At 33.3% G+C, this 15,565-nt stretch carries 14 protein-coding genes; 12 read left to right on the forward strand and 2 right to left on the reverse strand.

All coding sequences use genetic code 11. The features are described from left to right. Positions 1–144 precede the first annotated feature (144 nt). The 3 genes from QWC74_RS05390 (at position 145) to QWC74_RS05400 (ending at position 4,220) form a co-directional block, all read left to right on the forward strand. Positions 145–1,152: a LacI family DNA-binding transcriptional regulator gene (locus QWC74_RS05390; RefSeq protein ID WP_262949369.1), complete on the forward strand. Its 1,008-nt coding sequence runs from the start codon at positions 145–147 to the stop codon at positions 1,150–1,152. A 153-nt stretch (positions 1,153–1,305) separates the two neighbouring features. Next, entirely contained in the window at positions 1,306–2,739 is a 1,434-nt protein-coding gene (locus QWC74_RS05395; RefSeq protein ID WP_006784506.1) for a PTS transporter subunit EIIC, read from the forward strand. A 2-nt stretch (positions 2,740–2,741) separates the two neighbouring features. Next, positions 2,742–4,220: a sucrose-6-phosphate hydrolase gene (locus QWC74_RS05400; RefSeq protein ID WP_006784507.1), complete on the forward strand. Its 1,479-nt coding sequence runs from the start codon at positions 2,742–2,744 to the stop codon at positions 4,218–4,220. A 207-nt stretch (positions 4,221–4,427) separates the two neighbouring features. Here QWC74_RS05400 and QWC74_RS05405 read toward each other — a convergent pair whose 3' ends face one another. Beyond that, positions 4,428–5,069, reverse strand: coding sequence for an HAD family phosphatase (locus tag QWC74_RS05405; RefSeq protein ID WP_006784564.1), 642 nt, complete (start codon positions 5,067–5,069; stop codon positions 4,428–4,430). A gap of 386 nt (positions 5,070–5,455) precedes the next feature. On the opposite strand from QWC74_RS05405, the gene mgtE reads away from it, so the two are divergent. From mgtE to QWC74_RS05425, 4 genes are all read left to right on the forward strand, one after another. Further along, positions 5,456–6,790, forward strand: a complete 1,335-nt coding sequence (gene mgtE, locus QWC74_RS05410; RefSeq protein ID WP_006784563.1) for a magnesium transporter — start codon at positions 5,456–5,458, stop codon at positions 6,788–6,790. 65 nt (positions 6,791–6,855) lie between these two features. Then, positions 6,856–7,524, forward strand: coding sequence for a response regulator transcription factor (locus tag QWC74_RS05415; protein WP_006784562.1), 669 nt, complete (start codon positions 6,856–6,858; stop codon positions 7,522–7,524). Beyond that, positions 7,508–8,914: a cell wall metabolism sensor histidine kinase WalK gene (locus QWC74_RS05420; RefSeq protein ID WP_230310396.1), complete on the forward strand. Its 1,407-nt coding sequence runs from the start codon at positions 7,508–7,510 to the stop codon at positions 8,912–8,914. The genes QWC74_RS05415 and QWC74_RS05420 overlap by 17 nt, the downstream gene beginning before the upstream one ends. A gap of 327 nt (positions 8,915–9,241) precedes the next feature. After that, on the forward strand, positions 9,242–11,428 hold the full coding sequence (locus QWC74_RS05425) for a Tex family protein (protein ID WP_006784560.1): 2,187 nt from the start codon (positions 9,242–9,244) through the stop codon (positions 11,426–11,428). Between the two features lie 210 nt (positions 11,429–11,638). On the opposite strand, the gene QWC74_RS05430 is transcribed toward QWC74_RS05425, so the two are convergent. Beyond that, positions 11,639–12,301: a DUF2726 domain-containing protein gene (locus QWC74_RS05430; RefSeq protein ID WP_006784559.1), complete on the reverse strand. Its 663-nt coding sequence runs from the start codon at positions 12,299–12,301 to the stop codon at positions 11,639–11,641. 183 nt (positions 12,302–12,484) lie between these two features. On the opposite strand from QWC74_RS05430, the gene QWC74_RS05435 reads away from it, so the two are divergent. The 5 genes from QWC74_RS05435 (at position 12,485) to QWC74_RS05455 (ending at position 15,513) form a co-directional block, all read left to right on the forward strand. Further along, positions 12,485–12,613: a hypothetical protein gene (locus QWC74_RS05435; protein ID WP_262951661.1), complete on the forward strand. Its 129-nt coding sequence runs from the start codon at positions 12,485–12,487 to the stop codon at positions 12,611–12,613. Between the two features lie 144 nt (positions 12,614–12,757). After that, entirely contained in the window at positions 12,758–13,477 is a 720-nt protein-coding gene (locus tag QWC74_RS05440; RefSeq protein ID WP_006784558.1) for a peptidylprolyl isomerase, read from the forward strand. A gap of 62 nt (positions 13,478–13,539) precedes the next feature. Then, a complete protein-coding gene (acpP, locus tag QWC74_RS05445; RefSeq protein ID WP_170837697.1) occupies positions 13,540–13,770 on the forward strand; it encodes an acyl carrier protein in 231 nt (76 codons plus the stop codon). 222 nt (positions 13,771–13,992) lie between these two features. Then, positions 13,993–14,439 (forward strand): MarR family winged helix-turn-helix transcriptional regulator, encoded by a 447-nt coding sequence (locus tag QWC74_RS05450; protein ID WP_006784556.1) that lies wholly within the window; start codon positions 13,993–13,995, stop codon positions 14,437–14,439. Between the two features lie 99 nt (positions 14,440–14,538). Further along, a complete protein-coding gene (locus QWC74_RS05455; protein WP_006784555.1) occupies positions 14,539–15,513 on the forward strand; it encodes a D-alanyl-D-alanine carboxypeptidase family protein in 975 nt (324 codons plus the stop codon). Positions 15,514–15,565 lie beyond the last annotated feature (52 nt).

Here is a 15,565-nt window from a genome sequence, read left to right on the forward strand (position 1 = left end):
TTTTTGTAGGAATCAGGATACGATCTAATATTTTATAAATTAGATGGTATTTATTTTTGTTCTTCTATTTAATTAGCATATCAAAGTAGCAAAATATAATCTATAATTAAAGAGATAAAACTGTTTTAATTTTTAGTAAGGGTTATTAGGAGGAGAAGGATGAATAAAGCCTTAACAATTAAAGATATAGCTGAAATCGCTGGGGTAGCGAAAAGTACTGTATCTCGTTACTTGAACAATGGCAAAGTGAGTGAAGAAACAAAGGAAAAAATCAGGAGAGTTATTGAAGAGCATAATTATGAACCAAACGCTTTTGCACAGAGTCTAAAAGCAAAAAAAACAAAATTTGTTGGAATCATAGCCCCTGGGTTAGATTCTATTGTTACATCAAAAGTAATTATGGCCATTGATACAACCTTAAGAGAAAATGGATACAATCCATTAATTATAAATACTAGTTTACGAAAAGATTTAGAAATTGAAAGTATCGAAAATTTAGCACGATTAAAAGTAGATGGAATTATTTTAGTAGCGACCGAAATTAAAGATGCTCATCGAGATGTAATTAGTCAGTTAAAGGTTCCATTTTTAATGATTGGACAAGTCTGTGATGGAGTTACTTCAATTGTTAATGATGATTATCATGCAGGGTTTGAAGTAGGGAGATATATTCAAGAGATGGGGCATCAGGATGTTATTTATTTGGGCGTATCAAAAGATGATACTGCGGTAGGAATAAATCGTCGTAATGGGGTTTTGGATGGATTACGTTACCAAAATAATTTGATGAATATTCGTATAATGGAGTCAGATTTCACAAGTGAACTTTCTGAGAAAATAGTCAACGATGCTTTAAAAGATAGTAAACCAAGTGCAATTATTTGTGCTACAGATCGAATAGCATTAGGGGCTAGAAAAGCTATTCAACGACATAATTTAAGTGTACCAGAAGATATATCACTTACAGGTTTTGGAGGATATGATTTGGCAACTTTAGTTACACCACCTTTGACGACAATTAAATTTGAAAATGAGAAAACAGGACACTTAGCCGCTGAAACGATTATAGACCTAATGGAAGGAAGAGATGTTGCAGAACTACAGGTTATTGGCTATCAGTTAATCAAATCAAAAAGTGTAAAGCATAAATAAAGATAAAAAAGACAATCTAGTTTTTAAAACCTGATTGTCTTTTTTTTTTTTTTGTAAACACTTACTGAAAAGGGTTGCTATATGGTAATTATTGTGTTATATTATTTTCGTAATCGGTGGAACCGGTTCCTATGGTGAGGGGAGAAATGAAATATGTCTAACAAAAAAGAAATTTATCAAAAAATTTCAGAAGAATTATTAACGTTAATTGGTGGAAAAGAAAACATACAAGGAGTAGCGCATTGTGCAACACGATTAAGAATTGTCTTAGTTGATAATTCATTAGCTGATTTAGATCAAATTGGGCAATTAGAATTAGTTAAAGGGGTCTTTGTGGCAGGAGATCAATTGCAAATTATTTTTGGCGCAGGAACAGTTAATAATGTTTATGATGTCTTTACAGAAGTTAGTGGAACAGAAAGAATGTCTTTAGGTGATGTTAAAGCTCAATCAGTACAGAAACAGAATGCATTTCAAAAAGCTATTAAATCGTTATCTGACGTTTTCGTAGATATCATTCCAGGTTTATTAGCTGCAGCCCTATTGATGGGATTGACAGGTTTACTTGGGCAAGAAGGAATTTTTGGTCCTCAATCTGTGATTGAGATGTTTCCATCTTTAGCTGGAATTAATCGCTTCTTATCAATTTGTTCAACAGGAATCTTTACAATATTACCAATGTTAGTTGTTTATTCAGCAACAAGACGTTATGGTGGAACACCTGTTCTTGGATTAGTTATTGGAGCAATTATGTTACATCCTGATTTAGCAAATGCTTATTCTGTTGGAAATGGAACAGTTGATCCCGAAGTTATTAATATTTTTGGACTAAATGTAGAATTAGTTGCATTTCAAGGTGGGATTATCATTGCTTTAATGATGGGATTCATTACGGCTAAACTTGATATTTTCTTTAACAAAAAAATTCCAGATATGGTTAAATTATTCTTTGCACCATTAGCAACAGTAGTGATTGCAGCATTCTTATTATTTACAGTCATTGGTCCACTAGGACGTGCTCTAGCAGATATTATTACTTATTCATTATTATGGGCAACAACAAATTTAGGAATTTTTGGTTTCATGTTGTTTGCAGGAATTCAACAAATCATTGTTATTACTGGAATTCATCATGTTATCGGAGCAGTTGAGGCACAATTAATCGCAGATACTGGACGTAACTTTATTATGCCATTAATGTCAGTTGCTTTAATTGCACAAGGTGGAGCAGTTCTTGGATTCTTACTTTTAAATTGGAAAGATGCTAAAGTTAAACAAATTTGTATTTCTTCATTTGGGTCAATTTTATTTGGAATTTCTGAACCGGCTATTTTCGGAGTAACTTTAAAAAATAAATTCCCATTAATTGCAGGATGCTTAGGAGCAACTTTAGGGGGAGCATATGTTTATCTTACACATGTAACAGCTATTGGATTTGGTGCAACAGCTATTCCTGGAATTGCAATTGTAGCAGCTGAAGGAAATGGACATCTTAATTATATTTTTGCTCATTTAATTGCTTTATCAGCTGGATTTATCTTTACATATGTATATGGAAAAGTAAAAGTTAAAAGAGAGGTAGCTTAATTATGAGATACAAAGAGCCTAAACATCGAACAATTCTAGAAGCTACAACAGAAGAATTAGTTCAACTTCTAGAAAAGTCAAAAGATGATAATTGGAAACCAATTTATCATATTCATCCAGAGTTTGGTTTATTAAATGATCCAAATGGATTAGCATATTTTAATGGTTATTATCATCTTTTTCACCAATGGTATCCTTTTGGGACAACACATGGAATGAAACATTGGGCTCATTTGAAATCAAAAAACTTAGTTGAATGGACACGTGAAGAAGTAGCATTAATACCAACTGAAGATTATGAAGCTCATGGAGCATATTCAGGAACAGCTATAGAAATAAATAATCAGTTGTATTTGTATTACACTGGAAACATTAAATTAGATAAGTTTAATCGAAGCGCAAATCAGTGTTTAGCTATTATGGATGATAAGGGGAATATTCAAAAACATCCATCAAATGCGTTGATTGAAGGCGTTCCACAAGGGTATACCGGACATGTTCGTGATCCAAAAGTATTTAAAAAGAATGGTCAATATTATATGATTTTGGGAGCTCAACGATTAGATGAAACAGGAACCTTTATTATGTATCAATCCCCAGATGGAGTAGATTGGAGTTTTTTAGGAGAGTTAACGTTAAAAAACTTTAATCAGAATTTAGGGTATATGTGGGAATGTCCAGACTTTGCTGAGATTGACGGAAAGGATTTATTGATTTTTTCACCACAGGGAGTTGAAGTACAAGGTGAGAAGTATAAAAATTTATTTAATGTAACGTATGTAATTGGAAAGTTAGATTTAGATCAATTGATATTTGAAGTAGAATCATTTGATGAATTTGAGCGAGGATTTGATTTCTATGCGACTCAAACTTTTAAAGGAAAAGAAAATCAAACACTACTATTAGCCTGGGCAGGTTTAGGAGAATTTGAATATCCAACTGATATTTTTGGATGGGCTCATTGCTTAACATTCCCAAGAGAAATTAGAATCAAAGATAATAAGGTTATTCAAATTCCAGCAAAAGAACTTGAGTTATTACGTCTCAATAAAGTATCAGAAGCAGGTCAATGTCAAGGATTTTCTTTATTAGAAAATGATACAAATACATATGAGTTAAATATGATACTCACCCCAAATGATGCAAATATTTTTGGAATAAACCTATCAGTTTCAAAAGAGGAACGTCTGGTATTAGAGTTTAATCAGAAAAATCAAACCGTTACACTTGATCGAAGTGAATTAAAACATCAGTTTGTTGAAGAGTTTGGGACATATCGTCAAGCAGAATTAAAAATTGGTGAAAAGATTGAAATTAAAGTTTTAATGGATAATAGTATTGTTGAAATCTTTATTAACAATGGGGAGTTAGCCTTTACAAGCCGATTATTCCCATTAGAAAATTCAACTAATATAGAGATTTTTAGCGATGGATTAATGTCCTATAAGTATGAGAAGTATCTTTTAAAACATGGTATTTAATTTATTTACCATACATAAAAAAAGGTCTGTCAAAAATATGACAGACCTTTTTTTATGTATCATTTTTTGAAAACGTTTAACGAGTTTATAGGTACCATTAGCAAGACAAAATCTATCTTTTTAAGTATCTAGTTTTTGGTACTATAAAAAAGCAGTTGAGGCAGAGGTTTAATCAATTGATTACGTATTGATAAAGTGAGGTCACATTTATTTTAGATGATCAATAACCTCTAATAATGATTCGACAATTTTAACTGTTTTATTGGCAAACTCTTCATCAGGATATTTCATATCTGGTACGCAGATAACATCTATATTTCCAGCGTGTGCTGCTGTAATGCCGGCTTCACTGTCTTCTAAAACTAACGCTTCCTGAGGAGTTATTCCTAATTTTTCACAGGCTGTTAAGAAAATTTCAGGATGAGGTTTTCCACAAGTCACTTCATCGCCACAAATCATATCATCAAAATATTGATAGATATTTGCTGTTTTTAAAATGATATCCGCACGAGCACGAGCACTACTGGTTGCTACAATTGTTTTATAGTTATTTTCTTTTAGAAACGTTAGTAATTCAACGATTCCTTTTTTTAATGGTGTGTTAAGTTTTAGGCGGTTATCTAATGAGACATGAACATCATCCCAGACCTCATCTATTGGGAAATCTTCTCCGTAGTGATCTATTAATACTTGATAAACGCCTTTTTTATTTTTTCCTAGGCAACGACGATAAAGTGTTTCGTCAAATTTATATCCTAATTGATCTAACTTATGACAATATTCTTCATAAGTCACTCTTTCACTATCAATCATTAATCCATCCATATCAAATATTATAGCTTTTTTCATATCTAATCCCTCATTCTAAATTTGATAAGTGGATTATAACAATGAATATGGCATAAAGCAATGTTATAAGGGAGATTATCTCTCATATCAAAAAAGCCCTACTAAGGGAGGAAAGCTACGAATTCGCAAGCTCATTTCCTAGCGTGGGGGCCCCCCATTTTTACGACTGGCTAAACGCTTGATTCAACTTTTTAATAAAACCACATAATTTCTCCATAGTGTTGTCATATAATATCGTGGGTTGTGAATGTACCTACTTTGCCGATGATATTGAAAGGATGTGAGGGTATGGACGGTAGTCCGAGTTGTTGTAAGGATAATAAGATGGGTTCCATATCTGACCATCTTATGAAGTGGAGGATATGGTAACCAAGGAGGATTGAGCCATGGTTATTGAAATTAAAGAGTTAATTGAAAGAAATAAGTTATTAGAGTTATGTGAGTATTTACAAGAATTGAATTCTGTTGATGTAGCGAATCAATTAATGGATCTTGAGGATGAAGAGTTGGTTTTAGTTTTTAGGGTTTTACCTAAGGATATTGCTGCAGAAGTTTTTTCTTATTTAGATAAAGATTCTCAACAACATATTGTGGAGTCGATTACAGATCGAGAAGTCACACAAATTGTGGATAAGTTATTTTTAGATGACACAGTTGATTTTATTGAGGAGTTACCTGCAAATGTTGTTAAAAAGGTGATTCGAAATACATCTCCTCAAAAACGTGAATTAATTAATCAGTTTTTACAGTATGCACAGTATTCAGCAGGATCAATTATGACGATTGAGTTTGTTGATTTAAAAGCGTATATGACTGTTAAAGAGGCAATTAATCATACTCGAAAAACTGGAACAACTAAGGAAACGTTAGAAACTTGTTTTATCATTGATCAAGCACGTCATCTTTTAGGATCGGTGACACTTAAAGATTTAATTTTAAGCGAAGATGATATGATAATTGAAGATATTATGGACACTAATCTTATCTCAGTTCAAACATCGGTTGATCAAGAAGAGGTTGCACATTTATTTAAGGCGTATGATTTAGTAACTATGCCCGTCGTGGATAAAGAAAACCGTCTAGTAGGAATGATTACGATTGATGATGTTGTGGATATCATTGAGCAAGAAAATACGGAAGATTTTCAAAAGATGGCAGCGATGGCACCAAACGAGGAACCTTATTTAAAAACTCCCGTTTTATCTTTAGCTAAACATCGTATTATTTGGTTATTAGTTTTAATGATTTCAGCAACGGTGACAGGACGTATCATTCAAGGGTTTGAGGAAGTCATTCAATCGGTTGTTATTTTAGCATCATTTATTCCAATGTTAATGGACACAGGGGGAAATGCTGGTTCTCAGTCTTCTACTTTAATTATTCGAGGATTAGCGCTTGGTGAAATTACGACTCATGATTATTTAAAAGTTATGTTTAAAGAGTTACGAGTAGGAAGTGTTGTGGCAATTGTTCTATCTGTTGTCAATTTTTTAAGAATTTATTTTATTGAGCATGTCGAGTTTATGGTCGGAATTACTGTTTGTGCAAGTTTGTTCTTTACGGTTATTTTAGCTAAAGTGGTGGGAAGTATTTTACCGATTATTGCTAAGAAGTTAAAATTTGATCCAGCTATTATGGCGAGTCCGTTGATTACAACGATTGTTGATGCCTTTGCATTAATTGTTTACTTTATGTTAGCTCGCACACTTTTAGGAATTTAATATGAAAAAGCCTACATTGTAGGCTTTTTCTGCTTATAATAAAAAGAGAGATTGGAGTTGATGAGATGCGTATTTTAATGGTAGATGATGAAGTAAAGATTTGTGAATTTGTACAGGCGTGTTTAGATAATGAAGGGTATCAAACAGAGGTTGCTCATGATGGTAAAACAGCACTTAGTTTATTTCATCAGTATACCTATGATTTGATTCTGCTTGATCGAATGTTGCCTGATGTGAGTGGGGAAGAAATCTGTAAACAAATTAGACAACAGTCTGATATTCCAATTATAATGCTAACAGCCAAAATAGAAGATGAAGATCGAATTGAAGGTTTTCAATTAGGTTGTGATGATTATATTTGTAAGCCGTTTAATATAATGGAGTTATTACTCCGAATAAAGGCTATTTTAAAACGAACGATAAAAAAAGATAATCAAGATTTAATTAAATTTGGAACAGATTTTGAACTAAATACTTTATCCCATCAGTTAAAGGTTAAAGGACAGGAGGTTCCTTTAACGAATACAGAGTATAAAATTTTATTGGCCCTTAGTTCACATCCTCAAAAAGTGTATACTCGAGAAGAATTACTGGCTTATGCAGTTGATGGATATGTTGAAAAATTTGATCGTGTGATTGATAGTCATATTAAAAATTTAAGGCATAAGATTGAGATAGATTCAATTATCTTAACCGTGTACGGAGTGGGGTATCGTTTTGGATTACAAAAGTAAAAGAATGCCTATTAATAAAAAAATGATTTTAATTTTTTCATTTGTCATGATTGTGACGATTATTATGATTCGGTTATTTGTTGCAACGCTTTTTCAACATTCATTTGAACGATATGTAGATGATTCGAATAAAGTAGAGTTATATCATTTAATGAATTTTGACGCTCGAGGGCTCTATCGAAATGATGAATGGGATATGGATTTTATTAAAAATTTAGGAATTGATGCGATTCAAAAAGGAATTGCGATTAAAGTATATGATCATTCGGGCAAGGAGCTTTGGAGTGTGTTTTCTGATGAGAAGGTGCTATCCGATTACACGTTAAATGAAATTAGTCAAAATATGCAAAACATTGACAGTGATTGGAGTAATGCACTCGAGGATTATCAAGTAGATATTTATAATGAGAGAGATGAAGTTGTCGGAAAACTAGATTTAACTCATTATGCTTCGACGTATTATATGAGTAATGATTTAGAGCTATTGAATACGGTTAATCAGGTGATTTTAATTATTGGTATTGTGTCAGTGGGCAGTATTGTTGTGGTTTCTGCGATGATTTCAAAATCTATTTCGATTCCTATCGTGAAGGTGTCCCGAATGGCGAAGTTGATTGAGACTGGCCAATATAAGAAGGAAGTGGAGACTCGTAGCGATATTAAGGAGATTGATGAGTTAATCACATCGATTAATAATTTGTCACTGGCTTTAGATGAGCAAGAAATGTTGAGGAAGCAACTGACGACTGATATTGCGCACGAGTTAAGAACGCCTTTAACGACGATAAAGGGGCATTTGGATGTGATGATTGCGGGAATTTGGGAACCGACGTCTGAGCGTTTGATGAGTATTAATGAGGAAGTCGTTAGGATTAGCCGGATGGTAGATGAACTACGCCATCTTTCAAAGTATGATAGCGAAAGGACAAAGCTTGAGTTATCTAAAATACGATTAGATGAGCTGTTAGTGTCTGTCATTTATAATTATCAAGTTCAAGCCTTTGAAAAAAACATCGAGATTCAATCGCAAATTGAACCAGTAGTGGCTTTAGTTGACGAGAAGAAATTTTCTCAAGTGTTAATCAATCTATTATCGAATGCCACTAAGTATACAAATGTAGGCGGAGTGATTACGGTGATGTGTCATTCTGATGAGCAACATATCTATATTAAAGTTGTGGATAATGGTATTGGAATTCCAGAGGTTGATTTGAAACATATCTTTGAACGATTTTATCGTGTGGATAAGTCAAGAAGTAAGGAAACGGGGGGCATTGGTGTTGGATTAACGATTGCGAAATCTATTGTAGAAGCTCACGGGGGATTGCTGAGTGTAAAAAGTGAAGTAGGGATTGGTAGTGAATTTATGATTCAATTAAAAATAATTTGATATTTTATATGATGTTATATCATAAATGTTTTAGATGAAAAAAGGTTGAGTCTTGATTGGACTCAACCTTTTAAAATGCATTATTTTACCAAAAGTAAAAGTAACATCGCGATAATTAAACAAGTAAAACCACCAATCATGGCTGTTGATTTTTTCATGTTAAAGATCCTCTCTGATTTGTATTTATACATAAATGTTTCAAAATAATAAGATAACTACTATGATATATTATTATAATTTTGATAAATATAGTAAAAAATTATCCAGAACATAACTATGAAATTTTTTTGTGCTAAAATAATACAGGTGATTAAAGGAGGGGCCAACATGGAACAGAATTTTATGAATGATTTATATAAGCAAATTGCGAAGCAATTAAACATTACAACGAATCAAATTAATGCGGTCTTAAAACTTTTAGAAGAGGGATCAACCGTTCCATTCATTGCTCGTTATCGTAAAGAGGTAACAGGAGCGCTAGATGAAGAGCAGATTCGTGAAATTTCTAAGACATATGAGTACGGTGTTAATTTACAACAGCGTAAAGATGATGTCATTCGTTTAATTGATGAAAAAGGGATGTTAACACCAGAGTTAAAAAATCAAATTTTAAAAGCAGAGAAATTAACTGAGATTGAAGACTTATATCGTCCATTTAAGGAGAAAAAGAAAACTCGTGCAACGATGGCAAAAGCAAAAGGTTTAGAGCCATTAGCACAGTATCTTTTAACTTATCCACAATCAGGAATTGAAGTTGAAGCAGCTAAATATGTGAATGAAGAAGTAGCATCTGTTGAAGAGGCTTTACAAGGAGCTCGCGATATTATCGCGGAGATGATTGCGGATAACGCAGATTATCGTAAATGGATTCGTGAATATACAACGAAAAATGGTGAAATTCAATCTAAGGTTCGTGATAAATCATTAGATGAGCGCCATGTTTATGAACAATATTATGAATACTCTGAACCTATCTCACGTATTGTTCCTCACCGTGTTCTGGCGATGAATCGTGGAGAGTCGGAGAAGATTTTACGTATTTCTATTACAGAGAACGCTGAAGGCGTATACACTTATTTATCAAAGCAATTTATTAAGGATGCATCAGGGGAAGCTGCCAATCAGGTGATGATGGCAATTGAGGATGCGTATAAACGTTTAATCAAACCTTCAATTGAGCGTGAGATTCGTGCTAGTTTAAAAGAGGTAGCAGAAAATCAAGCGATTCATATCTTCTCTGAGAATGTGCGTCAATTATTATTACAACCTCCTATGAAAGGAAAAGTTGTACTTGGAGTTGACCCTGCTTTCCGTACTGGATGTAAGTTAGCAGTTGTTGATGAGACTGGTAAAGTATTAGATATCGATGTGATTTATCCTCACGAAAAATCAAAAGGGTCAACTGCAGACCCTAAATTAGTAGCGGCGGCGCGTGCTAAGGTCATTGATAAAATCAATACTCATAAAGTAGAAATTGTGTCGATCGGTAATGGTACAGCTTCACGCGAAACAGAAAGTTTTATTGTTGATGTGTTAAAAGAAATTAAGCATCCAATTTATTATATTATTACGAATGAAGCAGGAGCTTCAGTTTATTCGGCATCAGATCTTGCGCGTCAAGAGTTCCCAGATTTACAGGTTGAGGAGCGTTCGGCTGTTTCGATTGCAAGACGTCTTCAAGACCCATTAGCAGAGCTGGTTAAGATTGATCCTAAGTCTATTGGGGTAGGTCAATATCAACATGACGTAACGCAATCTAAGTTGAATGATTCATTAAACTTCGTGGTTGAAACAACTGTTAACCAGGTAGGGGTAAACGTAAATACAGCGTCGCCTGCATTACTTAAATATGTAGCGGGTCTTTCTTCAACGATTGCCAATAATATCGTGAAGCACCGTGATGAAGTTGGAAAGTTCACAAAACGTGAAGAGTTAAAGAAAGTTGCACGCTTAGGAGCTAAAACTTATGAGCAAGCAATCGGATTTTTACGTATTATTGATGGGGTAAATCCGCTTGATAAAACGGGTATTCACCCTGAAAGTTACAAAGTTGCAGAAGAAGTTCTTGAAAGCTTAGGGTGCACAAAAGATGATTTAGGAACCGAAGGCTTAAAAGCAGCAGTTGCTAAAGCTGATCGCTTAAAATTAATGGCAACGCTTGGTGTTGGTGAACATACATTAAACGATATTTTAGATGCATTTGTTGCACCGAATCGTGATCCACGTGATGAGGTGGCAGCACCTTTATTACGTTCTGATGTGTTAAAACTTGAAGATTTAAAACCAGGAATGGAACTTCAAGGGACAGTTCGTAACGTTGTTGACTTCGGAGTATTTGTCGACTGTGGTGTAAAAGAAGATGGATTAGTTCACTTATCAAAAATGAAAAAAGGATTCGTTAAACATCCAATGGATGTTGCCTCAGTTGGGGACATCGTTAAAGTATGGGTAGAGTCAGTTGACTTAAATCGTAAACGATTAGCGTTAACTATGATCATGCCAGAAGCTAAATAAATTAAAAAGGAGCTAGCTAGCTCCTTTTTAATATTATGAATTATTTTTAATATACAACTTTAAACATTTTATGATTAGTATCAGAATATAAATAATCAATCCGTACATAACCAGTGGGATTAAAGATGAAATTGAAAATAGTAATTGATTGAAGATATTACCACCTGTAGTTTCTATAACTTCAACTTGCATTAGTTTAGTCTCCTTTTATTAATTATAGGGTTTAATTTCTTTACATTTTGGAAAGTTTGAACAACCATAAAACTTTTGTCCAATATGATTGCCTTTTTTAGTTTCACGTAAAGTCATAGGTATCTGGCATTTTGGACAGATTGGTACATAATCTTCGGAGGTAATACTAGCAATAATAGGATTAGTTTTCATTTGGGACTGTATTAAATCTGTTAATTCAGAAATTGCGTAGCTATTTTTGACGGGTATATGGAGAAGAGGGAGATTAGCCGCTTTAAAAACTTCATCAACAAATGCATCTCGTTGTACTCTATTTGATTGCTGATGACTTTTATCATCCAGTTCAATAGCTACCAATGGTTTCAGAGATACATTATCGCAAACTAAAAAGTCTACATGTTTTCGGTTAATTTTATTCCAATAGCTTTGTTTCATTTTAAAATCTTTTATATTAACAAAAAATAAATCTCCTAATGATACTTTAGACAAAATCTTAACTGGAAGCTCTTTAGTAGCAAGTGACAAGGATTTATAAAAATTAAGTTCTGCTGCTGATAAAAAATCATCCCGTAAAACATATGGAAATATATTTTCTATTTTTTTACTTTGTTTGTTATTCTGTTTTGGTAATAGTCCCAGTGCATTAAGAATACTTCCTAAACATCCAATATTTTCGCTCATTATTCATATCCTCTCTAGTGATTATCTCTCCCTAATTTTAACATTATTTTAAGATAATTGTTTTATTATGTGGTAAAAAATGTATGTTTAATACTAACAAGTAATCAAATAAAGTTATTTAGGAGTATATTTTTGGGTTGAACAGAGTTATCCAAAGTTCAGGTAACGGTGAATGAGGAAGTTTTGCCATCACAGGAGATAGAGATAGGCCTCCCAACGCTGACTATTTTTGATTTGAATCTCCCTGCAGGAACAGATTATTTTGAAATGGAAGTCAGCTATTTTGATGAGTCAGGAACTGAGATTTTTTAGGATGGTAGATATAGAAAAAGGATTATCTGTGAATTTTTCGATAATCCTTTTGATTGTTAGGATTTAAAGTGTAGCTTTTCTTTACTAAATGGTAAATAAGTACTACAATTATGCTATATATGAAACCGAAAGGGTGTACAAAAAATGTCAAAAGTATTAGCTAAAGTTAAAAATTATGAAATCACTGAAGAAATGTTAAATGAAACAATCGATGCCTTACGCGCACAACAAAATATTAATTTAACAACTGAAGAACAAAAACAAGATTTATTAGATGAATTAGTTGCTCGTCAATTAGTTGTTGAAGATGCAATTGAGTCTGGATTAACTGAAACTGAAGAGTTCCAAAAATTATATCGCGAATTCATTTTCCAACACAGCATTGGACAAATGTTCAAAACAATTAATGTAACAGATGCTGAGTGTGAAGCTTACTATAATGAAAACCAAGATCAATTCAAAGAAGAAACAGTTCGCGCTGCTCATATCTTAGTAGATGAAGAAGCAAAAGCAGAGGATTTATTAAATCAAATTAATGAAGGTGCAGATTTCCATCAATTAGCAAGCGAACATTCAAGCTGTCCTTCTGGAGCTCGTGGAGGAGATTTAGGAGATTTCGGACGTGGACAAATGGTTCCTGAATTTGAACAAGCTGCATTCGCTTTAAATATTGGAGAAATTTCTGGGGTAGTTAAATCTCAGTTTGGATATCATTTAATTAAATTATTAGACAAAAAAGAAACAGTGCCATTTACTGATGTTTTACCACAAATTAAACAATACTTAGTGACGAAAAAACAAAATGAGATGTATAGTGCGTTTACTCAAGGTTTAAAATCTAAATATACGGTAGAAAAAGCCTAAAAAACTATTTACTTTGTAATTCAAACTAATTATAATAGTACTATAGTTAGATGAAGGAGGAAATCAAAATGGTATTTGATCGCGTTAAAGAAATTATTGTAGACGAATTAGGTGTAGATGCAGAAGCAGTAACTATTGATTCAACTTTAGAAGATTTAGGTGCTGACTCTTTAGATGCTGTTGAATTAATCATGGCATTAGAAGAAGAGTACGATTTAGAAATCGCTGAAGACGATGCTAAAGCAATGAAAAGCGTTAAAAACATCGTTGATTATATCGAAAGTAAACAATAATTTTTTAAATGAACTAGGAGATACTTTCTCCTAGTTTTTTACCGATTATACACAGCTAGTCATAAATCATTTAATTTCGCCCATTCTAATAATAGGTTACTATTTTTTGAAAATTTAAGCAATTTTGCTTTTAATAGATATGTACAAGAGGATTTTTTTGTTTCCTGATATATAAGTCTAGATCATATTTCTGTCAGCATATAGAAATGGGAGGTGTTATAGGTGGATCGCTCAAGAAAAGTTGTTAATGAATTATTAACAGATGTTTTTAATCAAATTTTAATTTTAGAGGAACGTAATTTACAAGAGCATGATGCAGTTGATGTAACGATGACGGAGATTCATGTCATTGAGGCGATTCGTAAATGTGAACCATCAACAATGGGGACCGTGTCTAAACGTTTAATGATTACAATGGGGACTTTGACAACATCGGTTAACCGATTAGTAGAAAAAGGTTATGTAACACGTAAACGTGATGTGAATGATCGTCGAGTGGTTTTACTAGATTTAACGGAAAAAGGTCAGAGTGTATTTGAAATTCATGAAGCCTTTCATGAAGACTTAGTAAATGCTGCTTTAAAAGACTTAGAGTTTCGAGAAGATTTAGTTCAATCATTAGAGAGTATCTATCGATTCTTCAAAAAATTACAAGAAAAACATCAATAAGATGTTTTTTGGCGAATTATTTAATAATTTTTTATTAAAATAACAAGGTATCAGCTCCGATTATATGGTTTAATAGTCGTATAAGGAGCTGATTTTTTTATGTCTAAATGGTTTAATTTAAAAAATATATCGATAGCAGCGATTACTTTATTAGGATTAGCACCAGTTGTCCAAGCAAGTCCCCTTAAAGAGGACGTTACCATAGAAAAACATTATCGTACTTTTTATATGCCTAATCGCGAGGATTTAATCTTTTCCCTGCATTACGGTTACGGATTTAAAAGTGATTATGTTTTAACAGATGATGATGTGAAGGTAGGGATTTATAGTTCCAATGCAATCTTGGTGGATTTAACGGCGAATGAGATCATTTATGAAAGAAATCCTGATGTTATAACATATCCAGCGTCTCTGACCAAAATGATGACAGTGTTAGTTGCGATTGAAAATATGCCAAATACGCCGATGGTTGTAGATGTTGATTTTAATAAGTTATATGAAGAAGGAGCCGCGCTTGCCGGATTTTCAAATGGACAAGTTGTGAGTGGCGACGATTTGTTATATGGAACGATGTTACCATCAGGTGCTGATGCAGCCCAAACATTAGCCAATTATGTAGCAGGTTCAGAAGAGGCCTTCGTTGAATTAATGAATCAAAAAGCAAGGGAACTTGGCATGACGAGCACTCACTTTACAAATGTAACAGGACTTCATGACGATAATCATTACTCAACGGTGCGAGATATGGCCGTATTAGTCAAGGCCGCGCTATATAACGATAAGTTTAGAGAAGTTTATTCTGCTAAATCTTATGTCACGAGTACAACGCCAATGTTAGTCTTTACGAGTCGAATGTTTGACCGTTTATCATCACCAACATTTGGTCGTGTTGAAATGTTAGGTGGAAAAACAGGTTATACGCATGAGGCGCAACTTTGTTTAGCGAGCTATGCAACAGATGGAAAACACGAATATGCCCTTGTGACAACGCACGCTGATGGAAGTGCCTATACCCCACAATATCACGTGCTTGATGCTGTTTATTTATATAATTATTTCTTAAATCAATTGTAATGGAGAATAAGATGAGTCGAAATATTTTCATTATTATGCTATTAATCTTTAT

The organism is uncultured Turicibacter sp., assembly GCF_938044715.1.
In the GTDB taxonomy this organism is placed as follows: domain Bacteria; phylum Bacillota_I; class Bacilli_A; order MOL361; family Turicibacteraceae; genus Turicibacter; species Turicibacter sanguinis.